Source organism: Psychromonas arctica (genome assembly GCF_038155225.1).
GTDB lineage: Bacteria > Pseudomonadota > Gammaproteobacteria > Enterobacterales > Psychromonadaceae > Psychromonas > Psychromonas arctica_B.
Genome location: NZ_JBAKBA010000015.1, coordinates 27,323 through 51,122, shown reverse-complemented (window position 1 = coordinate 51,122; position 23,800 = coordinate 27,323). Strand labels below are relative to the sequence as shown.

General features: G+C 35.6%; 24 protein-coding genes. 11 read left to right on the top strand and 13 right to left on the bottom strand.

Annotated elements, in window-relative coordinates; translation table 11 throughout:
• Positions 1-44 precede the first annotated feature (44 nt).
• Genes bioF through bioD form a run of 3 tightly spaced genes read left to right on the top strand, consistent with a single transcriptional unit; the run spans position 45 to position 2,775 of the window.
• Positions 45-1,229, top strand: coding sequence for an 8-amino-7-oxononanoate synthase (gene bioF / locus V6255_RS08180; protein ID WP_341627708.1), 1,185 nt, complete (start codon positions 45-47; stop codon positions 1,227-1,229).
• Positions 1,222-2,046, top strand: a complete 825-nt coding sequence (bioC, locus tag V6255_RS08175; protein ID WP_341627707.1) for a malonyl-ACP O-methyltransferase BioC — start codon at positions 1,222-1,224, stop codon at positions 2,044-2,046. The genes bioF and bioC overlap by 8 nt, the downstream gene beginning before the upstream one ends.
• An 18-nt stretch (positions 2,047-2,064) precedes the next feature.
• Complete coding sequence (gene bioD / locus V6255_RS08170; protein WP_341627706.1) at positions 2,065-2,775, top strand: dethiobiotin synthase; 711 nt, start codon at positions 2,065-2,067, stop codon at positions 2,773-2,775.
• Positions 2,776-2,783: 8 nt separating this feature from the next.
• Here bioD and V6255_RS08165 read toward each other — a convergent pair whose 3' ends face one another.
• The 3 genes from V6255_RS08165 to V6255_RS08155 form a co-directional block, all read right to left on the bottom strand.
• Positions 2,784-2,981: a hypothetical protein gene (locus tag V6255_RS08165; RefSeq protein WP_025566015.1), complete on the bottom strand. Its 198-nt coding sequence runs from the start codon at positions 2,979-2,981 to the stop codon at positions 2,784-2,786.
• 197 nt (positions 2,982-3,178) lie between these two features.
• Complete coding sequence (locus tag V6255_RS08160) at positions 3,179-4,033, bottom strand: DMT family transporter (protein WP_341627705.1); 855 nt, start codon at positions 4,031-4,033, stop codon at positions 3,179-3,181.
• A 452-nt stretch (positions 4,034-4,485) separates the two neighbouring features.
• Positions 4,486-5,337 (bottom strand): tetratricopeptide repeat protein, encoded by an 852-nt coding sequence (locus V6255_RS08155; protein WP_341627704.1) that lies wholly within the window; start codon positions 5,335-5,337, stop codon positions 4,486-4,488.
• A gap of 223 nt (positions 5,338-5,560) precedes the next feature.
• Between V6255_RS08155 and dapA the strand changes: the two genes are divergently transcribed.
• Both dapA and bamC read left to right on the top strand, forming a co-directional pair.
• A complete protein-coding gene (gene dapA / locus V6255_RS08150; RefSeq protein WP_341627703.1) occupies positions 5,561-6,442 on the top strand; it encodes a 4-hydroxy-tetrahydrodipicolinate synthase in 882 nt (293 codons plus the stop codon).
• Positions 6,439-7,557 carry an outer membrane protein assembly factor BamC gene (gene bamC, locus V6255_RS08145; protein ID WP_341627702.1) on the top strand — a complete coding sequence of 373 codons (1,119 nt, stop codon included), beginning with the start codon at positions 6,439-6,441 and terminating at the stop codon, positions 7,555-7,557. The genes dapA and bamC overlap by 4 nt, the downstream gene beginning before the upstream one ends.
• A gap of 101 nt (positions 7,558-7,658) precedes the next feature.
• On the opposite strand, the gene V6255_RS08140 is transcribed toward bamC, so the two are convergent.
• The gene (locus V6255_RS08140) at positions 7,659-7,850 is read right to left on the bottom strand and encodes a DUF2897 family protein (RefSeq protein ID WP_341627701.1); all 192 of its coding nucleotides are present in this window, start codon (positions 7,848-7,850) and stop codon (positions 7,659-7,661) included.
• A 129-nt stretch (positions 7,851-7,979) separates the two neighbouring features.
• On the bottom strand, positions 7,980-9,083 hold the full coding sequence (locus tag V6255_RS08135) for a phosphoribosylaminoimidazolesuccinocarboxamide synthase (RefSeq protein WP_341627700.1): 1,104 nt from the start codon (positions 9,081-9,083) through the stop codon (positions 7,980-7,982).
• Positions 9,084-9,284: 201 nt separating this feature from the next.
• Here V6255_RS08135 and V6255_RS08130 point away from each other — a divergent pair, with 201 nt between their 5' ends.
• On the top strand, positions 9,285-10,010 hold the full coding sequence (locus V6255_RS08130; protein WP_341627699.1) for a tRNA1(Val) (adenine(37)-N6)-methyltransferase: 726 nt from the start codon (positions 9,285-9,287) through the stop codon (positions 10,008-10,010).
• Positions 10,011-10,494: 484 nt separating this feature from the next.
• On the opposite strand, the gene V6255_RS08125 is transcribed toward V6255_RS08130, so the two are convergent.
• On the bottom strand, positions 10,495-11,127 hold the full coding sequence (locus V6255_RS08125) for a sulfotransferase (protein ID WP_341627698.1): 633 nt from the start codon (positions 11,125-11,127) through the stop codon (positions 10,495-10,497).
• A gap of 540 nt (positions 11,128-11,667) precedes the next feature.
• Here V6255_RS08125 and V6255_RS08120 point away from each other — a divergent pair.
• From V6255_RS08120 to V6255_RS08110, 3 genes are all read left to right on the top strand, one after another.
• Complete coding sequence (locus tag V6255_RS08120) at positions 11,668-12,594, top strand: TAXI family TRAP transporter solute-binding subunit (RefSeq protein ID WP_341627697.1); 927 nt, start codon at positions 11,668-11,670, stop codon at positions 12,592-12,594.
• A gap of 219 nt (positions 12,595-12,813) precedes the next feature.
• The gene (locus V6255_RS08115; RefSeq protein WP_341627696.1) at positions 12,814-14,718 is read left to right on the top strand and encodes a TRAP transporter fused permease subunit; all 1,905 of its coding nucleotides are present in this window, start codon (positions 12,814-12,816) and stop codon (positions 14,716-14,718) included.
• A 386-nt stretch (positions 14,719-15,104) separates the two neighbouring features.
• Positions 15,105-15,383 carry a hypothetical protein gene (locus tag V6255_RS08110; RefSeq protein ID WP_341627695.1) on the top strand — a complete coding sequence of 93 codons (279 nt, stop codon included), beginning with the start codon at positions 15,105-15,107 and terminating at the stop codon, positions 15,381-15,383.
• A 360-nt stretch (positions 15,384-15,743) separates the two neighbouring features.
• On the opposite strand, the gene V6255_RS08105 is transcribed toward V6255_RS08110, so the two are convergent.
• From V6255_RS08105 to V6255_RS08075, 7 genes are read right to left on the bottom strand one after another with little or no spacing between them, the layout of a single operon-like run.
• The gene (locus tag V6255_RS08105; RefSeq protein ID WP_341627694.1) at positions 15,744-16,667 is read right to left on the bottom strand and encodes a biotin-dependent carboxyltransferase family protein; all 924 of its coding nucleotides are present in this window, start codon (positions 16,665-16,667) and stop codon (positions 15,744-15,746) included.
• Positions 16,668-16,683: 16 nt separating this feature from the next.
• Positions 16,684-17,367: a 5-oxoprolinase subunit PxpB gene (gene pxpB / locus V6255_RS08100; RefSeq protein WP_341627693.1), complete on the bottom strand. Its 684-nt coding sequence runs from the start codon at positions 17,365-17,367 to the stop codon at positions 16,684-16,686.
• A complete protein-coding gene (locus V6255_RS08095) occupies positions 17,358-18,113 on the bottom strand; it encodes a 5-oxoprolinase subunit PxpA (protein WP_341627692.1) in 756 nt (251 codons plus the stop codon). Before V6255_RS08095 ends, pxpB begins: the two co-directional genes overlap by 10 nt.
• Before the next feature lie 16 nt (positions 18,114-18,129).
• Complete coding sequence (locus V6255_RS08090; RefSeq protein ID WP_341627691.1) at positions 18,130-18,726, bottom strand: winged helix DNA-binding protein; 597 nt, start codon at positions 18,724-18,726, stop codon at positions 18,130-18,132.
• A 4-nt stretch (positions 18,727-18,730) separates the two neighbouring features.
• Positions 18,731-20,035 (bottom strand): TRAP transporter large permease subunit, encoded by a 1,305-nt coding sequence (locus tag V6255_RS08085; RefSeq protein WP_341627690.1) that lies wholly within the window; start codon positions 20,033-20,035, stop codon positions 18,731-18,733.
• Positions 20,035-20,595: a TRAP transporter small permease gene (locus V6255_RS08080; protein ID WP_341627689.1), complete on the bottom strand. Its 561-nt coding sequence runs from the start codon at positions 20,593-20,595 to the stop codon at positions 20,035-20,037. The genes V6255_RS08085 and V6255_RS08080 overlap by 1 nt, the downstream gene beginning before the upstream one ends.
• Before the next feature lie 42 nt (positions 20,596-20,637).
• Positions 20,638-21,603: a TRAP transporter substrate-binding protein gene (locus V6255_RS08075; protein ID WP_341627688.1), complete on the bottom strand. Its 966-nt coding sequence runs from the start codon at positions 21,601-21,603 to the stop codon at positions 20,638-20,640.
• Positions 21,604-22,202: 599 nt separating this feature from the next.
• Between V6255_RS08075 and V6255_RS08070 the strand changes: the two genes are divergently transcribed.
• The gene (locus V6255_RS08070) at positions 22,203-22,895 is read left to right on the top strand and encodes a DUF969 domain-containing protein (protein WP_341627687.1); all 693 of its coding nucleotides are present in this window, start codon (positions 22,203-22,205) and stop codon (positions 22,893-22,895) included.
• Positions 22,889-23,794, top strand: coding sequence for a DUF979 domain-containing protein (locus tag V6255_RS08065; RefSeq protein ID WP_341627686.1), 906 nt, complete (start codon positions 22,889-22,891; stop codon positions 23,792-23,794). The genes V6255_RS08070 and V6255_RS08065 overlap by 7 nt, the downstream gene beginning before the upstream one ends.
• The last annotated feature ends 6 nt before the right edge of the window (positions 23,795-23,800 follow it).

The following is a 23,800-nucleotide window of genomic DNA, read 5'->3' as shown; positions in this document are numbered from 1 at the left end:
TCTTTATTACAGTGATGAAAGCGATGAACAATAAGAGAGAAAATATGCCTATTAAACCTTTCGCTTTTATTAATGATCAACTCGAACAGCGAAAGTCACAACATTTATATCGTTCCTCTGTTCCTATTAATGGTAAGCAATCTCGCTATATTGACATTAATGGAAAGCAATACCTTAATTTTTCAAGCAATGATTACCTTGGATTAGCGTCAGATCCTGCTCTAATTAATGCATGGAAAAAAGGGGCTGATTTATTTGGTATCGGTAGCGGAGGCTCATACTTAGTGACTGGATATAATCAGGTTCACCGTGATGTTACTCAGCAATTACAAGAATGGTTAGGTGTTGAGTCTATCGCTTTGTTCAGTTCTGGTTATTCAGCTAATCAAGCAATAATAAAATTATTACTGTCTAAAAATGATTTATTAATTCAAGACAAGCTAAATCATGCTTCTTTAATGGAAGCTGGGGCGAATAGCCCTGTGAAAATGCAACGCTTTAAACATAACAATATTCAACATTTGCAGACTATTTTAAGCGCTAATACTGAGATCGATAATAAATTGGTCATTTCAGAAGGCGTGTTTAGTATGGATGGCGATTGTGCTCCAATCGATTCATTACAACAACAATGTCAATCTCATCAGGCATGGTTAATGATTGATGATGCACATGGCTTAGGTGTTTTAGGGAAAGAGGGGACAGGCAGCGTATCAGCCCAAAATATTAACAATAACGATATTGATATTTATATGTCGACCTTTGGTAAAGCCTTAGGCATTGGTGGTGCATTTGTTTCTGGTTCTAGTCAGTTAATAGATTATATTACAAACTTTTCAAAACCTTATATTTACACTACAGGATTACCGCCTGCCATGGTTTATTGTATTGGTGAGTCCGCTCGGATAGTACAAACACAACAATGGCGCCGCGACCACTTATCTGAATTAATTGCTTATTTTAAATTATTATCAATGAAGTTTGAACTCCCATTAATGCCTTCAAATACAGCTATTCAACCTATATTGATCGGGTTAAGTGATACAGCAATAACGATCAGTCAGACTCTTAAAAAATCAGGTATTTGGACGACGGCGATTCGGCCTCCTACAGTACCTAATAATACGGCAAGATTAAGGGTAACATTGACAGTAAATCATCAAAAGCAAGATATAGAGTTCTTGGTTAAACAAATAAAACAGGCCATTGATGCAAACCTTGATGAGTAATAAATGGATTAACTCAAATTCAATCAATAAAAAAATTAATAAAAAAGCCGTTCAAGCTTCTTTCTCAAAAGCGGCTGCACATTATGATCAGTTTGCTGATTTACAACGCGATATTGGTCATCATTTAATTGATTTAATACCCAATTCCATAAAGCAAGCCAATACCATATTAGATCTTGGCTGTGGTACGGGTTATTTCTCCGCGTTATTCAATGAAACCAATGAATCTGCTCAGTTAACTTGTTTCGACTTGTCACCTGAAATGTTAAAGCAAACGGCTGAAAGAGGAATGACTCGTTGTCAATTTGTACAGGGAGATATTGACGTACTTCCATTCACGACTAGACAATTTGATCTTATTTTTTCTAACTTAGTACTACAGTGGAGTGAACAGTTAGTGACTTGTTTAGAACAAGCCAAAAATGCCTTAAATAAACAAGGACAATTATGTTTTTCGACGTTATTAAATGGTTCGTTAATTGAGTTGCAGCAAGCTTGGAAAGTAGTCGATCGTAACTCACATATTAATCATTTCTTAACACAAGAAAGCGTGCAAAATGCACTCGCATTATCAGGCTTTAATAATGTACGAATTACGACAGAAACCCATGTTAAAAAGTATGCAGATGTCATTGAAGTAATGAAGGCGTTAAAAGGTATTGGTGCAAATCATGTTCACGATGGACAAAAAAATAGAACCATGGGCAGACAGTTATTAAAACAATTAGAACAAGGCTATCAACCATTTATCGATAATGACGGCTTATATAACTTAAGCTATCAAGTGTGTTATGTCATAGCTGACGCAAAAAGTTAATAGAACAGAGAATAAAAAATGACTGAATTACAATCATTAACAAATTTAAAATCAGGTACTTATTTTGTAACGGGGACCGATACTGATGTTGGAAAAACAGTCTGTACTAAAGCGTTATTACAAGCTGCTAATCGTCAACTTAAAAGCACTTTAGCTTATAAACCTATTTCAGCTGGGTGTGAACATACAAAAGATGGTTTACGTAACGAAGATGCATTAATACTACAGCAACACTGTAATATTAAGGTAAGTTATAACGCGGTTAATCCGATTGCTTACACACAACCTATAGCGCCCCACATTGCTGCAATAGAAAATAAGCGGCCTATAAACCTGACATTAATCGACCAAGGGTTAGATTTTTTACAACAGCAGCAACCGCAATTTTTATTTGTAGAAGGGGCAGGCGGTTGGCATCTCCCTATCAATAATAAACAACTCTTTTCTGAATGGGTGATAGAAAAGCAATTGCCAGTCATTGTTGTTATCGGTTTAAAGTTAGGTTGTTTAAATCATGCATTATTAACCGTGCAAAGCATTCAACAAAGTGGATTAACCATAGCGGGATGGATTGCTAATCATTTACAGCCAAAGATGCCTTACGTAGAACAGAATATTGATACATTAAAAACGTTCATTAATGCACCTTTATTAGGAACGATACCCTTTTTAGAAAACATAAATGAACAGGATCTAAGTTTACATATTGGTATTAGCTTTAATGATTAATGTTAATACTAACATCTTCCTTTTTTAGCTTGGCCAGGAGGGCAAAAATTTCCGTTACTTTTAGACTCTTTCACGTGAATAACCTCATTATGACCTGAGTCACCTACAATCACTTTAGGGCCCGTTACTTTTACTGAAGGACCTAGTACTTCACAACCAGTCAGTGACATTAAAAATATAAATGGTAGAAACTTAATAACTTTCATCGTACATCCTTTGTTATTTATATTTTTCTTCTACCTTTGGTGAATTAACTCATCAATAGAAAGATAAATAATGTTATTAAAAATTTATCTGAAAGTACGCGAATCAATTATAAATAGCAATGTAAGCAAGTAATAAACATGTCGCTTGTAAGCCTTTTGCATCATGAATGTTAACAGCCTTTTTTAGTGTATTATTGTTAAGCTTTTGTTATCCATTTTTTCCAAGGAAGTGGCATCATTGGAATAACAATTAACAGTATGCCTAAACCCGTTAATAGATCTGGTATTTCATCAAACCACATTATTCCAAACAGTGTTACAAATGCTAATCCAGAGTATTCTGCTAAGGCAATATTACTGACATCTGCTTTTTTATAGGCAATAACCACTATTGCGTGGTAACCCAATACAAATATATTAATCGCTACAATCCATAATATATTTGTTAACGATACAAATTCCCATTCGAATAACGCTAAAAATAGAGCTAGTGGTAAAGTCATTACCGTCGTCCAAAATAAGGTAGATAGTAGATGTTGTCCTACGGGGAGGCGGCGAATAAACACATTACAAAAAGCCATTGTTAATGCGCTACCTAAGGCAACAATAGCTGCCCAATGAAACTGATCAGGTCGTAATACAATCAAAACGCCAATAAAACCAATACCCGTCGCAATATATTTACTAAGTGGGGGCGTTTCTTTGAGCAGAAAAATAGACATCGGTAACATCATTAGTGGGGCAACATAAAACATGGCATTTGCTGTTGCTAATGTTAAATGAGTAATAGCAATCATTGCACAGGCACTTCCGCCAACAATGAATTGTGCTCGCCAAAAGGTAATCATATCAAAACCCTCTTTGTATTTTATTTTTGGCAGTCTTATCCAAAATGGAAGAATAAAAAATAAACTGATCATTTGACGGATAAACACATATTGAAAAGTCGGTACTTCACCATTCAACACTTTTAATGAAACATCAGACAAAGAAGCCAGTAAATTTGCTAGCACTAACAGTAAAATAGCTTGTGTGGTTGATTTATGTTGCATGTATATTCCGAGAAATTAACTAAAAGTATCAATAAAATGGGTAATTCATAAGGACAAAAAATAGGGCGAGGCATTATATACAAAAGTCTATTAGGATATAGTTTTATTTGTATTACTTAATCAAGTTTAGCAATGGTAAATGCTTCTTTAACGTTAATAGTTTGTTTTGTAAGTTGACGTTGTACAGTCAATTTAAAGGTGCTTTATTTGAAGGGGATAATTATACGAAAGAGTTTTCGATGTGAAAGTAAAATGGTTGCTATTGTTACCGTGACATAGCATTTATTTGTAATTAAAACTTATCTGAAATTAAACTTATCTGAAATTAAACCTATCTGAAATTAAACCTATTTGAAATTAAGTCTATTTCAAATAACTATATATAAAATAACTAGATGTAGCGCTGAATAATGAAATGCAGCTTTATATTATTAAAGCTGCATTTAAATCAGTTAATACAACAGGCTATAAAGCTTACGACGATATTCAGAAACTAATGCAGCGTCATCAATGGTCGCTAAAATATCTAACATTGTTTTTTTAGCATCGCCATTTTCATAACCAAGATCTTTGCTTAACAAGCTATATAGCAAATTAAGTGCCTCTTGATAGCGTTTAACATGATGGTATTGAATAGACAGTTGATATTGGATAGGCAGTTTATCTTCTGCATTTAATAAGTCAGCTTCTAATGCCGTTATTTCAGGTGTTTGTGAAGATTGCTCTGCTAATTCTAATTCAGAGATTAAACTATGATAGATCATATTTTGATCTGCCATTGGGATCTCTGCAAGAATAGGTTTGGCATTTTCAAACTCACCTAATGCTAAATATATTTGTGCCAATGCGAGTTTAATTTGATTATCGGTAGCATTAAGCTTTTGTGCTTGGATAATCGTTGATTTGGCTTCCTCAAGGTTACCTTGAGCAAATAAAGTTTGTGCGTCACCTAGTAGAGCCATTGCAGGATCGGGTAAATGTTTATTAATAAAATCATTAATAAATGCCGGTGTTTGTTCTCCTGCAAAACCATCAACACCTTGTCCATTTACAAACATATAAACAGTTGGAACACTTTTTATTTCAAAGTGCTGTACAATTTGATGCTCGGTATCACAATTTACTTTTGCTAGCGTAAAACCGTTCGCATGCTCTCTTTGTAATTGTTCAAGCAAAGGTAATAACGATTGACAGAGTGTGCATTGGCTAGACCAAAAAGCAACTAATACAGGTTTATTGACTGAACCTTGGGCAATTACCGTTTGAAAATCTTGCGCGGTCACATCAAAAATATCTGCTTGCATTTTAACCTCTTTCTTATTTAAAAATATTTAAATGATGATACGTGAAATATGAAAGTCATCAAAGCCTATAGTCGGTGTATATTCAAGCAATTAGCTTACAAAAAGGTGAGTATAAGCAATAATGTCATAAATATTCGCTAAGAGTGTTAATCAGTTCATTTTTCTTCTTGTTTTTAAAGCCTTGCAAAAGTAACATTGGACGCTCAATAAAAGGAGCATTTACATGTTAACAGGTAGTATTGTAGCACTCGTGACCCCAATGGATCAGACTGGCGAAATTGATTATATTGCATTAAAAGAACTAGTAGAGTTCCATATCAAATCAAAGACAGCCGCTATTGTAGCCGTAGGAACGTCTGGTGAATCAGCAACATTTAGTGTTGATGACCATGTAAAAGTGGTTGAGCGAACTATTACGTATGCTGCAGGTCGAATCCCTGTAATCGCTGGTAATGGTGCAAATTCAACATCGGAAGCGATTGCATTAAGTAAGTTATTTACTAATAGTGGTATCGTTGCGGGTTTGAATGTAACTCCTTATTACAATAAACCAACACAAGAAGGTTTATACCTTCATTACAAGGCGATTGCTGAGTCTTGTGAATTACCACAGATTTTATATAACGTACCTGGGCGTACTGCAGTTGATATGTTGCCTGAAACCGTTGCTCGTTTAGCTAAAATTCCAAATATTATTGGTATTAAAGAAGCAACGGGTGATTTAGAGCGTTTAGCTGAGTTAAAAGCAATCTTACCTGCTGATTTCTTACTTTACAGTGGTGACGATTCAACGGGTTGTGACTTTATGTTGCAAGGTGGACACGGCGTTATTTCAGTAACGACTAATGTTGCCCCTGTTGAAATGGCACAGATGTGTGAGTTTGCTCTAAGTGGCGAAGTCGAAAAAGCACTTGAAATCAATAAACAGTTAATGCCAGTACACACTCATTTATACCATGAAGCGAATCCAATCCCTGTTAAATGGGCTTGTGCGGAACTAGGATTAATTCCTACTCCTACATTACGTTTACCATTAACGACATTATCTGAACAATATCAAGGCATTGTTCGTAATGCATTAATTGAAGCAAAATTACTTTCATGAAAAAAAATAAAGCGTTAACCCAAATTGCTACCCTAGTCATTCTTACTTCTGCAGTGACTGGCTGTGCTCGCTTCCAAGACAGAGCAAAAGCACAAGGTGATTTTGATTATCAAGAAGTCACCTTAATCGATAAATATGATAGTGGTACCTTTTCAACAAGAGAAAATCGATCATCTTTTGAAATCCCCACATTAACCGATCAACAGAACCAATTTGGTCTAATGGGTTCTGATGTTGATGTGCGTCCTCCAAGTCAGCTAATGCCAGTTTTGGATGGGGTGTTGTTAGATTCTGATTTATCTGAAACTAAAGTCTGGTTTAATGCTTTTAAAGAACAAGTCGATACACAATTAACAGTATGGGATTTAGCGCTTGAGTATTTAGCTTATAAAAATTCAACACCCGTTAATAGTAATATTGATACTTTAACAATTGATACTGGCCCTGTGATCACAGAGAGATCTTATGGTTCTATTAGTACTAATACCTATCACGAAGAAGGTGTGTATAAATTACAAATAGATAAAGGCGCAGATGACCGTAGTGTTTCGTTAGTGGTTGATGCTAAACGTTATGAAGCACGAAATGACGGTGAAGAAATAAAACATATTTTAAAAGGGCGTACTAAACGCAATATAGAAATTCGTTTTATAAATGAAATGCTACAATTTGCCTACGTCAAACAGCAATCTCAAGCGTTACAAACAGCAAATAATAAACCATTACCAATTAAACTCGGTTTTGATGATAACCATCAAACAGCTTGGATTATTGATTCTGAGTTTATTGATGTCTGGAATAAGTTACCTTCACTACTTAGCTTAATGAGTTTTAAACCAGTTGATAATGATAAGAACTTAGGCTATTTCCTAGTTAGATTTGTATCTCAAGACGATGAATATTGGTCTGAAAGAAACTTAAACCCAATTGATTTAGAAGAAGGAGAGTACTTTGTTCAACTTGGAGATTTAACCGGTGGCGATACATCACTAACGTGGTTAGATTCAGATAAGAAACCATTATCTGACCAACAAGTGACTGAACTTTACTTAAGTATTACAGATAATATTCGTAGTGTTATTTTAGAGAATGATCAACAAACTAAACCTTTGTAGATTAAACTTACAAAGGTTTATTTGACGACTATAAGTTTGAAACAGTTTAAATAAATGGTTTTAAACCTTGAAGATAATAAACATCAAGCCTGCTTAATTCTTTAATCAGGCTTTTTTTGTGCCTTTTTTTCTTGTTCAAGGTGCTCTCGTGCCTCTTTGTCTTTCTTTTCCTGCATCGCTTTTACTACACTGTCTGGAATTTTCATGTTGGCACTTTTCTTTAATAACAAAATATTGCTCAATATAATGCCTAACGCTAACACAATGATGAAGATAACCCATCCCATTGACATAATAACTCTCCTAAATTAAAAACAGCAGATACAAAAAAGCAGGACAATGTCCTGCTTAATAATAGCGTTAATTAACTTAAATAACCTTGTTTATAAACTCTTTTATTAACAGGGTATTAACGGTCAGTATTAATCTATTAAATTGTATTGTTCACGAAGAATATCAATAATTTCTTGTTTAGGGTTTTCAGATAATTCAATTTTCTTACCAACTACTTTTTCAGCAATATTTGTATAAGTTTTAGAAATTTGCATCAATACAGCTTCAGGTAAAGCATTATCTTTTGCTAATGCAAAACGTTCCTGCATACGATCCTTGTTAAGCAGAATATCTGGATCTGGGAAGTGTTTTAGTAATAATTGTCGAAAATCTTCTTTAGAATTTTCAACTATTTTACCTTCGCGGTAAGCTGAACCATCCCAAATACGTGATGAGTCAGGTGTACCGACTTCATCCATATAGATAAGTTTTTCATTGCCAGCTTTATCTGTCACGTAACCAAATTCAAATTTTGTATCAACAAAGATTTGATCCAATTTAGCTAGCTCGGCACTGATCACATCAAAACCTTCTTTTAATAGTTTTTCGTAATCATTGATATGAGAAGGCGAACTAAAGTTAAAGGCCGCAAAGTTGTCTTCAATATTTTGACGAGTAATATTTACATCATCGACTTCTTGAACACCGGGAACACCTTTTAAAATGCCTTTAGTTGAAGGCGTAATCAACAATTCAGGTAATTTAGTATTATTTTGTAAACCTTCATCAATTGAGATCCCACAAAATTCGCGTTCTCCTTTTTCATAAGCTCGCCACATTGAACCTGTAATGTATTGACGTGCAATGGCTTCAATCATAACTGGACGTGCTTTTTGAACAATCCAAACAAAAGGATGTGGGATATCTAAAATGTGGCTGTCAGCTAAGCCTTGCTCTTTAAATAGTTTGAACCAGTGATTTGAGATTGCATTTAGAGCTGCTCCTTTACCTGGAACACCATTCATACCACCTTCACCATGCCAGATACAATCAAATGCAGAAATACGATCACTGATTACCATAATGGCTAATGGCGCATCATTAGGTACGTTGTAACCTTTTTCTTCAATTAAGCGTTTGCTATCTTTAGCTGTTAACCAATAAACTGAACGCACTTTACCACTGTGGACCGGCTGATCTGTACGAATTGGTAAATCGTTGTTTACAGCTAATACTTTGTCGGCAAGACTCATAAAAATATCCTATAAAAAGCCAAAGTGAGCAGAAAATTCTGCAGGGAATTAAAGACAGAATGATATCAGATTGTAACTGACTAATCATGCCAAAAAGGGTTAGGGTAGTTATAATAAATATTTAGGTTTTTTTATTAATTATATCTTTAATATTTAATTTATTTTATCCGACTATTATTAACAATAAGGCATTAAACTGAGATGGCTAAAGATTTTACTTTCAAACAATTTCATATTACTGCTGCTGAATGTGGAATGCCAGTAAGTACTGATGCTATTTTACTAGGCGCTTGGGCAAAAGTAGACAAAGCTAAAACTATTTTGGATATTGGTTGTGGGACAGGGCTTTTAGCGATTATGTGTGCACAGCGAAATCAATCCGCACATATTAGTGCGATAGAAATAGAAGAAAATGCTATTAAAGCTGCAATAGATAATTGTATCAATAGTCCCTGGTCATCAAGATTAACGGTAATTTATTGTCCATTACAAGAGTTTGTTAAAGCCAATAAAACCTTTGACTCTATTATTTGTAATCCACCGTATTTTAACTCGGGTGAAGAATCTAAAACGACTCAACGTGCAGTCGCTCGCCACACTTCAATGCTTTCACATCAAACTCTCATAACAAGTTGTCAAAAGTTATTAAATAATGAAGGTTTAGCAAGTTTTGTATTACCAAAACAAGAAGGAGAAGCATTTATTAAGTTATTGGACGATGTTTCAAATGAGAAAAATACGCTACAAGTTTCAAAGCTTACTTACGTTAAAACTACAATAAATAAAGCCGCTACACGTGTGCTAATCGAACTAACAAAATCATCATCTTCAATGATAGCAAAGCAAAGTGAGCTAACTATTCATGATGGGTCGGGCTACTCTTTTCCTTATATTAGCTTAACTAAAGACTTTTATTTAAAAATGTAAAGTGTATTTATACGTGAAATTATAGATAAACTCTATTCTAGATAATGGAAGCGTAATACCAATCACGATAAATAGTTTATCTATTTTACTTGTTAAAACAGTCCACTTCCTCGTTGTAAATTTCGTAAAGGGAGCTGCCATTAAAAAATTAACCTCTTTTGGTTAATTTTCCGATAGACGATTAACGAAGTTAATCTTCGACAGGCTCAATTTATGCCTTGAATTGAACTGTTTTTTCAGTCCAAAATTTAGAAAATATATTTAATGTAATCGGTATAATACTATAAAATATTAATATGCTACGTTTTCATGTCATGTCATGTCATGTCATGTCATGTCATATAGTGTCGTTAGTTTTGTAGTTCAAAGTAAATCATCGTATTAATAATGAGCTATTGGTGGGTGATTTAATACTGAAATAGGTAAAATTGACAGTGCAGTATCGATTTGTTTATCTTAGATTGAGATTAGATACGTAAAATTACTAATAATTAAAGAATTGACGGTGGTCTTTACCTGAACTAAAACTACTGATTTTATTTTTATGTTTATAAGCTTTCCAGTTTGCAACTTGTGACCCCTGATTCAGGTGAGGAAATAATTGCCCATCTTGGTAAGGTAAGGACAAAAACAAACATAATTTATAAAAGCTATCGTGCTCGCTTAAGTTAATTATTAGTAGATTTTCACGTTCTTTGAAATAACTCTGCACTTGCTTTTTGTGTTTTAAATAACAATTTGTTAAATGTAAGTCACTCAATAACTTGTCATTATTAGTAACGAAGGTTTCATTAAATGACCTTTTCAATACAGGGCTAAAGCTGCCTGTTTTAGGTTTAAGAGCCGGTGCCATTTTATTTAACAAACGTTGCATTGACGGTAACCAATGCTTAAGCTCTCTGTCTAAATAAATAAACTTGGAACCAGGAAATAGTTGATCTAATTGTTTAAAGTCCGAAAAACAAGGAGCATCAGAAATTACATCCGCTAGTCTAAAAGCTTCTTTAGTAAAGGCGGTATGCGCAACTTTAAAACCTGCCTCTAACATTGCAACGCTAATGCTTGTTGTGCCTGTGCGAGGAAGTCCAATAACAAATATTTTACTTTCTTCATTCATATTACTCATTTTCATTTATGGCTGGTACTCATAATAAAAGTTACACGTTAGAGAAGTCTATTCTAATCAATATGGTTAAATTGTTATAGAACGGTGATAAATATACTCAATGTTTGGATAAAAATATAAGTTATCAGTAATATGATCCATTAATTACTAGACGAAACTCACAGTACTGAACTTCAATTTTTCGCACTTATTTTAGTGAATTAAATAATAAGAAATAATATTTTTTATATGATTTAAATGTAAGTTGTTGTTTGTAAATAAAATTTATCTAGTGATTCAACGGTTTCATCTATATAATCTCCTCCCCCAAAAAGCTATATGAGCTTTGAAGACCTTTATCTTTGTGAGATCAAAGCATTGCCTGAGTTGACTTTAGTGGTAATCTTTTGTGCAACAAAGCGTTAACAAATACATCATAGAATATCTGTTAAAACAGGAATATATATCATTTAATAAAAAAAGTTATTTTATTAAATATATCACTAAATCACATCACTTAAATGTGTTGTTAAACAATAAGAAGGATTACTTATGAAACATATTTTCAAAAATGGAATCATTGGGCTTGCATGTCTATTTTCTTTTAATGCAATGGCAGAAAACTACACGATTGGAACCGGTAGCCAAAGTGGTACCTATTATCCTCTAGGTGGTATTTTAGCTAAAATTTGGAGTGAAAATATAGAAGACTTTGACATGCGTGCAGAAGTAACAGCCGCATCAGTAGAGAATACAATCAAAGTTTCATCTAACAAACAGCTTGCTGGTATTGCCATGGGTAATGTTGTATTGCAAGCTCATGAAGGTATTAAACCTTTTCCTCGTAAAATGGACGTATCTGTTTTATTTGCTTTATATCCAAATGTAGTGCAATTCATTGTACCTGCAGACTCAGATATTAAATCAATTAAAGATTTAAAAGGTAAACGTATATCTTTAGGTGCTCCAGGATCTGGTACGCGTGTAAGTGCAACCAACATCCTTGCTTCTTTAGGTATTACAGATAAAGATATCGATGCTCAATCTTTAAATTACACTGCAACAACAAATGCTATTTCAGCAGGACAAATTGATGCTGGTGTTATTGTTGGAAGTGTTGGTGTGGGTGCTATTACTGAATTAGCCTTTACGCATAAGATTCGAATTTTATCATTTACTGCAGATGAACTTAAAAAAGTGTCTGAAGATAATGCATCTTACCAATCAATTGAAGTACCAGCGGAAAGCTACAAAAATGTTAGCGCATTTAATGCTCCTGCAGTTTGGAATATCCTGATTGTAAATAAAAATATGGATACTGATCTTGCTTACCAAATGACTAAAGTTGCTTTTGAAAATATGAGCAAAATTAATCAGGTTATTAGCGTAACTAAATTCACAACGCTTGAAAATATGAACAAATTAAACGGGATCGACTTACATCCTGGTTCATTGAAATACTTAAAAGAACAGATGTAAATCCTGTCTATTCTTGGTTTCCTTTCTCTTAAATATAAAAATGAGAAAGGGAACTTAGATGATGATTTAAAATTAAATTTTTATTTTGATTACATCTGTAAAGTCGTTTTAAATTCCTTTATAAAATCTACTGTAATCAAATACAAGCCTTCATACGAAGCCACAATAATAACAATAATGAGTGAGAAGGTGGTTTCCACACTGCCTTCGGAGAGTCAAATGAGTGAATCAACAACAAGTAAATGGATCTCGGACAAAATGGTATTAATTGCTGCACTTGCTGCAATTTCGTTATCTGTATTTCAAATTTGGCAAGGGATCACTGCAGACTTATCTGCCCCTGTATTTAGACCTGTTCATTTAAGCTGGGCGTTAATATTAGTTTTTTTTACAATTCCTTTAATTAAATCTCAACAATCAACCCTGTTTTATCTTGCCGGACGTTTAATCGATGTAGTGTTTATTGGCGCGATTGCTTGGGCTTCTTATCATATTATTTATTTCGATTATGATGACATCTCATTTCTAATGGACGGGTTAACATTTCTTGACCAATTATCAGGTTTAATCATTCTTGTGCTATTGCTTGAAGCAACCCGTCGTACCGTTGGGACTGTTATGGTGTTGATTGCAGCATTATTTTTAGCCTATGCCATTTTTGGTAACTATTTACCTGCTTCTGTTGCTAGCAAGGGATTTTCAATAGAAGAGATTGTTAGATTTCATATCTATTCAACCAATGGAGTATATGGTGCGCCACTTGCTATTGCTGCTGGGGTTGTTTTTATCTTCGTCTTATTTGGAGCATTTCTCCAAGTTACTGGAGCCGGTAAGTTTTTTATCGATGCCTCATTCTCTATAGCGGGTAAATATCGTGGTGGTCCAGCTAAAGCCAGTGTTATTGCTTCAGCTGCTTTAGGTTCAATATCAGGATCTGCTATTGCTAATACGGTAACAACAGGTGCTTTAACCATTCCAATGATGAAAAAGCTTGGTTATAAACCAGAGCAAGCTGCAGGAATTGAAGCTGCTGCATCAACGGGCGGACAAATCATGCCACCAGTAATGGGGGCAGGCGCTTTTGTAATGGCGCAATTTACAGGTATTCCTTATAGCGAAATCTTATTAGTTTCTATCGCGCCGGCTATTCTATATTTTGCTTGTACCTTACTTTATGTTCATTTAATGGCATGTAAATTAGGGTTAGAAGGCATGGAGATTACTGAAAAAATATCTGTTGTTCTGAAAAACGGTTGGCATTTTTTAGTGCCATTAATTTTAATAACTAGCCTATTACTAATGAGCTATTCACCAATCTTGGTTGGTATTGCTGGTTGCGTTGCTATTTTAGTTGCTGCAATGTGCCGTAAGCATAGTCGTATAACTATCCCCGTGTTCTTTGAAGGATTGAAAGAAGGTGCATTACTTGCACTTCCTATTTCAGTTGCTTGTGGTACCGCTGGGATTGTAGTGGGGGTGGTAGGGCAAACAGGTATTGGTTTGCAATTTACACAGTTCTTAATGGCGCTGTCAGGTGGTTATCTGTGGTCCGTTTTAGGTCTTATTGCTATAGCAGCGGTTATTTTAGGTATGGGGTTGCCAGTAACTGCAGCTTATATTGTATTATCGATTATGGCTGTTCCAAGCTTGACTGAGTTAGGCGTTGGGTTATTAGCTGCCCATATGATTGTATTTTGGCTATCACAAACATCTAATGTTACTCCTCCTATCGCATTAGCGGCATTTGCTGCGGCGGGTATTGCTAATACGTCTCCGATGAAGTCTGCTATTCAAGCTTTTAAACTCGCACAGGGCTTCTTTATCATTCCGATTATGATGGCTTTTTCAGGTCTTATTTGGATGGAAGGGCAGAATATAGATTTCATTATTGCAATTATTTTAACCATTGGTTTGATTATTGCTTTTGCAGGAACGATCGAAGGACGTTTAGCGACGAAATTATCGTTCCCAGCTCGTGCTATGTTGCTTGTGTCAGGGTTTACAATGTTAGTGCCTTACCTTTATATCAATATTGCCGGTATTGTAGTGATTGTCGTGGTAACGTTGAACAATTATCGTTTATCAAAAAATGAAGTTATTGAACAAGTTGCAGTAAATTCTTAACCTTCCATTAACCAAGCCTCAATTACGCTATTGAGTTATCACAATTCAATAGCGTTTTTATAAATGGTGTTTAACTTGTCACGTTGAGCTTATTTTATATTTGACTGGTATTATACCAACCACACTAATTAATGGTTCTATTTAATTTGTTAAAATAACTTATTTCTTTGTTGTAACTTTCGTAAAGGGTGCAAGCATTTAGCTCAACTTACGCCTTAAACTAAGTCATTTTTCCTGCACAAAATTTAGATGATTTATTTAATGTAATCGATATTATTTTGATTATAACGCATACATAGCATCTAAATATTGTATAACGCTGTACTTGTATTTTTAAAAGATATGTTTAGTACCAGTATCTCAAAATCATTTGGTAAAGCTGCCTATTGAAATGGATATTTATTAAGAAATGTAAACTATTAAGCTCTTTAATTATTACTTCAACTTTCTCTATGTTTACTTCAGTACTTGAAGCCAAACTGACTGATAGTGTTCAGGATGGTGCAAAAATTCCGGTTGGTCAGCAATGTGATAAATTTGTTGTAGAAAGCTCTGCAACGCCTAAGTTGCATGTAATGGATATTCCATCAGGTTCTGATTCAATTGTTTTCGATATAGTGACCGTGACTCTAAAAAGATGGATAACGGGAGACATGTCCGTATGAGTTATAGTCTTGATGCAATGTCTAAAACAGTAGATATTCCATCAGTACCAGGACATTCATTTAATTTTCCCGAAATTTACCATGATTGAAGCTCTCCGAGGAGCAGGACGATATATATAAAGGGCATACATGCCACCTTGTTCAGGCGGCAATAATCATGTTTATTATGTGACGGTAAAAACAATGAAAGGCGATATGGTTACAGCTGAAACTATTTTAGAGTTAGGGAAACTCTAGTCTTATTAATCAAAACTTTATTACCTATTTATAAGCTCTTTCATTTATGCTGAATGGGCTCTTAAGTTTAACCTTTTTGCATAGAGTTTAAATTTGTTATACATATTATCATAAATTGAATTGTCATAGATTGAAAAAATAATGTTGTTCTTGTTGGAGTTCCGCTTCAGCTTCAAACAAATCTTGCAAGAAAAAATGTATCTTTGTGCCCGGTGTCGCTTGTGCCAGTAAGTTGAGATCTCTATTACAAACGCAGCCTATTTTTGGATAACCACCAATGGACTGTCTATCTCGCATTAATACGATTGGTTGACCATTGGCTGGGATTTGAATCGAGCCGGGTACAATGCCTTCAGAAATAAAATGTTGATCAGGAAAATCAATCGTCGCACCTTCAAGTCGATAACCCATTCTATCAATTAAGGGTGTTACGGTATAAATCTCGTTTAAAAAAGTATTGACTGCTTTCTCATCAAACTGATCAAATTGATAAGTTGGCAGCACACCTATTCTGATGGTCTCAGTGTAATCAGGGATAAATTGTTTTAGTACACCACGACAATATGAAGATACGTTTGGTTGATAAGGCAGGGTATCACCGTCAAGTAACTTATCGCCTTGTTGCGTTATCCCGCCAAAGTGGTCTCTAACAACGGTACTAGTACTTCCAAGCATTTTAGGTACATCAAAACCGCCTGCAACGGCAAGATAAGTACGTAGACCTGTTTTAGGGAAACTTAGGGTTAATACATCACCTGATTTTGCTACCCATGAATGCCAGTTACTAATTATTTGGTTATTTAATTTTGCTACAACCTCAGCACCACAAAGCGAGAAAGTGGTAGATTGTTCAAACACAGCAACAAAAGGGCCCATAGTCATTTCAATTTGCGAAGCGTTTGGTGGGTTATCCAATAATCGATTCGCCCAATAAAAAGCATGGTTATCCATTGGACCACCTACTGTTACGCCTACATCTTGATAACCAAAGCGACCGAGGTCTTGGATTAAACTTAATGCACCTGCTTGCTTAATACGTAATGTCATTGATTGCTTGTCACCTTTAAAGTATGCCACCCATGGCTAAAAATGTTTGTTTATCTATTGCTTTGAATTTCACTTGATCACCCATTGAAAATTTACTCAAATTCTTTGTTGTAATATCCAGTAAATTAATAGGGGTACGTCCTATAATCTGCCAACCACCGGGAGATTGATTCGGATATACTGCCGTTTGCCTATCTGCAATAGCAACACTGCCTTTTGGTACATTTGTTCTTGGGCTCTTCTTGCGCGGCATGGCTATTTGTGCGGGAATATTGCCTAAAAAAGCAAAACCTGGTGCAAAGCCAATAGCGAAAACACGGTAATATTCACTGGTATGTAGTTTGATTATGTCTGAAAAGGGTAATCCGGTATGTTGCGAAATATCTTCATGATCTAAGGCAACTTCTTCTCCATAATAAACGGGTAGTTCAATTTGCTTAGGCTTAAAGTCATCAGTGTTGTTTGAATCTAAGCTATTCAGTGCAGTTTTGACCACCCTCTGAAAACCTTGCAAACCAATTTTTCGTGAATTACAACTTACTAAAATAGATGTATAAGAAGGAATAATATTTTCAATTACATCACCTAAGTCTTCATTTAATCGATGGTAAACATAGTTAATAAAATCAGCCGTTTCTATACTGACTGATTCTGAAAAATAGATAATAAGGCTATTCTCATTAACTAGCTTTACTTGCATATTATTGACTCTGTGTATTCAGTGATTTGTAATCTTAAGGTTTTTGCAATATCAGCGGCGAGTTTTCCATCACCATGAATACATAACGTATCTGCTTTAATGTTAACTTCTTCACCGTCGATACTGGTTATCGACTGATCTGAAATGAGCTTCATCGCCTGCGCACAGATGACGTCTAAATCGTCATGGCAGGCGCCGGGTAGGCTTCTCGGAGTTAATCGTCCATTTGAAAGATAGGTACGGTCAACAAAGGCTTCGAATATTAATTCAACGCCATACTGTTCAGCTAAAGTGGTGTAATGAAGATGATCAGGCACCGCCATTATCATTAAAGGCAATTTAATATCATAACTCGCAATGGCTTCCAGTAACGCAATGTAAATGTCATCTTTTTTCATCATGGCGTTATAAAGTGCACCATGTGGTTTCACATAACTAATGGCCACATCTTCACTTTGGCAGATACCATTTAAAGCGCCCAATTGATAAATAACATAAGCTTTTAGTTCTTCAGCGGGCATTTCTATAAAACGTCGTCCAAAACCCTGTAAATCTGGGTAACCAGGATGAGCGCCTATTCGGACTCCGTGCTCTTTTGCATATCGCACCGTGGTTAACATCACACTGGGATCAGATGCGTGCATACCACAAGCGATGTTCGCCATGTCAACAAAAGGCATTATCGTTTTATCTTGACCCATTTCCCAAATGCCGTAACTTTCACCCATATCACAATTAATTAGCATTGAATTTTCCTTATTTTTATAGAGAACTTGCTGCGCGAGAAGCTTGCGCATACACGCCTGAAAGAGTACGCATTAATTTCGCCACTTCACTGAGTGAGCTATCCACAGACAGGTGATCAAGTGCTTGAAGCAAGCATTTTTCACGAATTTTTGCATACTCCAAGCAATATTCCTTACCAGAAGGCGTGACGCTGTAATACGTCTCTTTCCCACGTTTTTCGTGTTGCAACATATTACATTTAACTAACTTTCTTACAGAGTATGAAACGTTATGGCTATCGTCTAAATTTAAAGTAAAAGCCACATCAGTAATGCGTTTAGCACGCTCTCGATGATAAATATTATGAATAACGAGGTTATCTAAAGTACTTAAATTATGTTGTTCACAAGCTGTGCTACATGACTGCATCCAGCGTTGAAATGCGTTGTTAACCATGACTAAGCCATATTCGAATTCACTTAATGCTTGTGCATTTTCGCCACCTAAATGTGAAGATGATAAAATAGGGATATATTCATTTTTATCTTTATCTTTATCTTTATCTTTATCTTTATCTTTATCTTTATTTTTATTGGTATTGGTATTCGTATTAGTTTTGATTTCTTTGACCATGTTATTAACCTCTAGACATTGTGTGTGGTAGCCAAGTGACAATTTGTGGGAAAATCGTAACGATTAAAACAGCGGAGAGTAACAAAAAGAAAAAAGGTAAGGCTGCTTTGGCGACAAAAAGTATATCTCGTCCTGTTAGGCTTTGAATCACGAATAAATTAAAGCCAACTGGTGGGGTTATTTGGGACATTTCTACTACAAGTACAATATAAATACCGAACCAAAGTGGATCGATTCCCGCTTCAAGTACCATAGGTAATACAATCGAAGTGGTTAATACCACAACAGAAATACCATCTAAAAAACAGCCCAGAATAATAAACATAATGGTTAGTATGAAAAGCAGCATATAAGGTGATAACTCTAACAATGCTATATTTTCTGCCAGCATGCGCGGTATGCCAATAAAGCCCATTGCCATGGTTAAGAAAGCGGCTCCCACCAGTATAAATATAATCATACATGAGGTTTTAACTGCGCCCATTAAACTATCAATAAACGTATTCATCGATAATGAACGACTGGTCGCCGCTAAAATGAGTGAACCGACAACACCAAAGGCCGCGGCTTCAGTTGGGGTTGTTAATCCTGCATAGATTGAACCGATAATAAAAAATATCAGCGTGCCAATAGGAATCAAACGTAACAATGATGAAAATTTTTCAGTCCACGTATATTTTCTTTCTGTTTGTGGCGATTTGTCAGGGTTTCTATAAGACCAAAAAGCCGTATACCCCATGAATAAAATAACCAGCATGATGCCGGGTAATGCACCAGCCATAAATAAACGTCCAATTGAAACTTCAGCGGCAACGCCGTAAACAATTAAAATGATAGAAGGCGGTATGAGCAAGCCTAACGTGCCAGATCCAGCTAACGTTGCGATGGCCATTTTATCGTCGTAACCCTGACGTTTAAGTTCAGGTAATGTCATTTTACCTATTGTTGCAGCTGTTGCAGCAGATGAACCTGATACCGCTGCAAAAATACCGCAACTCAAAATGTTAACGTGCAATAGTTTGCCGGGTACACCAGTCAACCAAGGTGTTAACCCTTTAAATAAATCTTTTGATAGATTCGATCTGAACAGAATTTCGCCCATCCAAATAAATAAGGGCAAAGCAGCTAAAGACCAATCGGACACCGATGCCCAAGTTGAAGTACCAAATAATAAACCGAAGTTATCATTGCCAATCAATACCATTCCCGCAATCGAAACGGCTATCAGCGTAAAGGCAACCCAAAAGCCACTGGCTAATAAAGCAAATAAAACACACAGTAAAATAAATCCAATCATCATCTCATTCATTATTGACGCTCCGTGTTCAATGAGTCTGTGGTAGTAATATCGATTTGTTCGCTATCTGCTAATGCTTCTTCTTCTGATTTTGGAAGCATTTGACCTAAAAATAAATGACAAAAAGTTTGGTCAATAATTGCAATACTGAAGGTAACCATACCTAACGCTAACGGTAATTGAACCATCCAAAGTGGCACAGGAATATAGCCAGATGAGAGGTCATTATATTCATGTGATTCTAATACCATGAATACCAGTTGCCAGGTGAGGTAAATAATCAATATTGAACCGAGTATTAAAATAAACCTTTCTATCCAACGGTTTAAAGAGATTGGTAACCTAGAGATAAATAAATTAACTCTGATATGGTCACCACCACGGAAGGTGTAAGCCAATCCTAAAAAGCTGGCTGCTGCTAATAAAAAACCAGCAAAATCATCACTAGATGGGATTTCAATACTAAACCATCTGCCGACAACCCGCGCTAAAATGACGGCGCAAATGGCGACAATGCAAAGTCCTGATAATGCACCAGAAAAAAAATAGAGTTTATCTAACAGTGTTCTCATTATCAGGCTCTCCTTAATGGGTTATGAGTAAAGGTAAATGTGTTACTTGTATTCTTCTAACAAGGCTTTGCCTTTACTTCCTGCTTCTTCAGCCCATTCTGTTGCCATATTTTCACCTACTTTTTTAAGTTCGGTCATCAACACTTCGCTCGGTTCGCTGACTGTCATTCCGTGTGCAGCTAATTCAGCCGTTTTATCTTTGGTTTCTTGTATAGCTATTTCCCAACCGCGTGTTTCAGCTTTTTCTGCAGCAGCTAAAAGTGCAGTTTGTAATGGCTTATCTAAACGTCTAAAAGCACGTTTATTAACAATGACCATGTTTTTTGGAATCCATGCCTGAACATCAGTGTAGTTATTGACGTAATCCCAAGACTGGCTACTAACACCTGTCGTTGGTGATGTGATCATCATATTCACAATGCCAGTTGAGAATGCCTGAGGAATTTCAACCGTCTGTACCGTTGTTGGAGAGGCTTCCAATAAGATAGCCAAGCGAGAAAGGGTGGAGCTATAAGAGCGTAATTTTGCCCCTTTAAAGTCTTCGATTTTATTGACGGGTTCTTGGCTGTAGATACCTTGTGGTGGCCAAGGCACGGAATACAATAACATCAAACCATCTTCATCTAATTTAGCTTCAAGCGCTGCTTTAGATACTGCGTATAGTTTTTTGGCTTGATCAAAGTCAGTCGCTAAAAAAGGAATATTATCTAATTTATAAATGGGATCATCATTACCCATTATCCCAATAAAAACTTCGCCGATAGGAACTTGCTGGCTACGGACTGCTTTAGGGATTTCTTTATGCTTAATTAACGAAGCACCTGAATGGATGATAATTTCTAATTCTCCATTCGTTGCTGTTTTAACTTCTTCAGCAAATTGAATATTGTTTTGTGTATGGTGTGTCGCATCCACATAAGGCGTTGCCATATCCCAACGTGTTGCTGCGGAGGTGGTTGCTGAACTGATTACTGCAAACGTGAGTGCTGCCAATTTGAACATTTTCATAGATTATCCCTTATCAATTATAAAAAAATAACAATCCAATTACATATTGCATGTAAATTATATTCAATTTACATCCTATTTACATCATTGCACATTACATACCAAATGAAGCGACATAGAACACATTTCTTAAATATTAGAAATGATAATTACTAATATTTACATCAACATGTTGATTTTTAATGGTTAATTTTTAAGTTGTTTTTCATTTAATACTTTAAACATAAGGAAGTGAAAGTTGAACGTATTCAATCTAAGGTGAGATCTGCACACTACTTTGGGGCAATGCACACCAAATGAGTGCAATTTTAGGCAGTATTTATCCAGCCGATTTGTTAAATATCGTGTAATTAATTTTTTAATAAATAAATTCATCTATCAAAGCCCCATTATTACTAGGTTAGGTAACAATTTTTTTGCTATGCATAAACGATAACAAATTAAATGGCATAGATGATGCTCTAACTTTTATAGTATTTTGTGCGCGAAACGCATGTAAATCACATTTAACTTGTATTTGTTGTGTTATTTATAAGCACGATTTAATCATTAAGTAGAAATAATTTATCGATAAAACATAACTATAGGGAGAAGTTACAATGATTGATTTTTGGCCTTTGATTGGCATAGGGATAATCACAATTGGGTTCATGTTAAGGTTAAATACTTTACTTGTTATTCTTATTGCGGGAGTGGTGACAGGGTTAATTGCCCATTTACAGATAATTGAAATACTCAGTATATTAGGTTCTTCATTTACTAAAAATCGTTACATGTCTTTGTTTATTCTTATTTTACCTATGATTGGGTTACTTGAGCATTACGGATTAAAGGAACGTGCTGAAATCCTCATCTCATCGATGAAAAATGCATCGGTTAGTAAAGTTACCTTTGCCTATCTGTTACTCAGAAAAGTAACCAATGCAATGGGATTAAGTCTGGGTGGACATCCTTCAATGGTGCGCCCTCTGATAGCACCCATGACCGAAGCTGCTGCAATAACGTCTAATCCAGCGATCACAGAAAAACAAAGATTACGTGTGAGAGCGTTTGCTGCGGTGAGTGAAAATTTTGGAAACTTCTTTAGCCAACTTCTTTTTATTGGTAGTGGCGGTTTGTTACTGATTAAAGGCGTGTTAGACGAAGCTGGTTATTCGATGGAGCTTGATGACATGTATGTCTGGGCACTTCCTTCTGCAATCGCCTCCATTATTATTTTCTTTGTTTTTGCAAAAATTGAGCAAAAGAAAGCGGCTGTGGTATCAAAAGTATCGGAGGAATCAGAATGCTAGAGTATGTATATCAAGCCACTGGGCTTTTATTAATTGTATTCGCCGTTCAAACATTTGCTGATAAAAGTAATAAAAAACGCATTGGCACTGGTCTATTTTGGTTGATTTATGGTTTCTCATTTACCTTTGGCGTTATGTTACCGGATTGGTTTGTAGGCGTGATGGTCTTGTTAATGACCTTAATCGCAGCATGTGGATTGATGGGTATCGGTAGTTACGGTCATTCTGACGAAAAATTCAGAATGGAAAGTGCTAAAAGCCTAAAAAATAGCATGTTTATTCCCGCTCTTATTATTCCCGTAGTGACTATTTTATGGTCAAAAATGACGGACTCTAGTGCATTAATTGGATTAGGAATAAGTGCAGCACTCGCTTTAATTGTGGCAATCGTGATCACAAAAGGCACGGTTCAGCAAAGCGTTCATGAAGGCCGTAGATTGATTGATACCATTGGTTGGGCTGCTATATTATCCCAATTTTTGGCTGCTCTTGGCTATTTATTTGGAGAAGCAGGCGTTGGTGAAACAGTTTCTCAAATAGTAAAAGAAATCATACCTAACAATAATCTATTTGCTTATGTCATGTGTTATACATTTGGTATGGCGTTATTTACTATTATCATGGGGAATGCTTTTGCTGCCTTCGCGGTTATTACCACCGGTGTCGCTATTCCATTATTAATGATTGAACAATCCGGGAACCCAGTTATTATTGGCGTTATCGGCATGCTGTCGGGATATTGTGGTACGTTAATGACGCCAATGGCCGCTAATTTCAATATTGTGCCGGCTGCTTTATTAGCATTGAAAAATAAAAACCAGATAATCTTCCTGCAACTTGTACCGGGTTTATTAATGTTGACCATTAATACTTTCCTAATCTATTTCTTAGCATTCTGAGGTCGA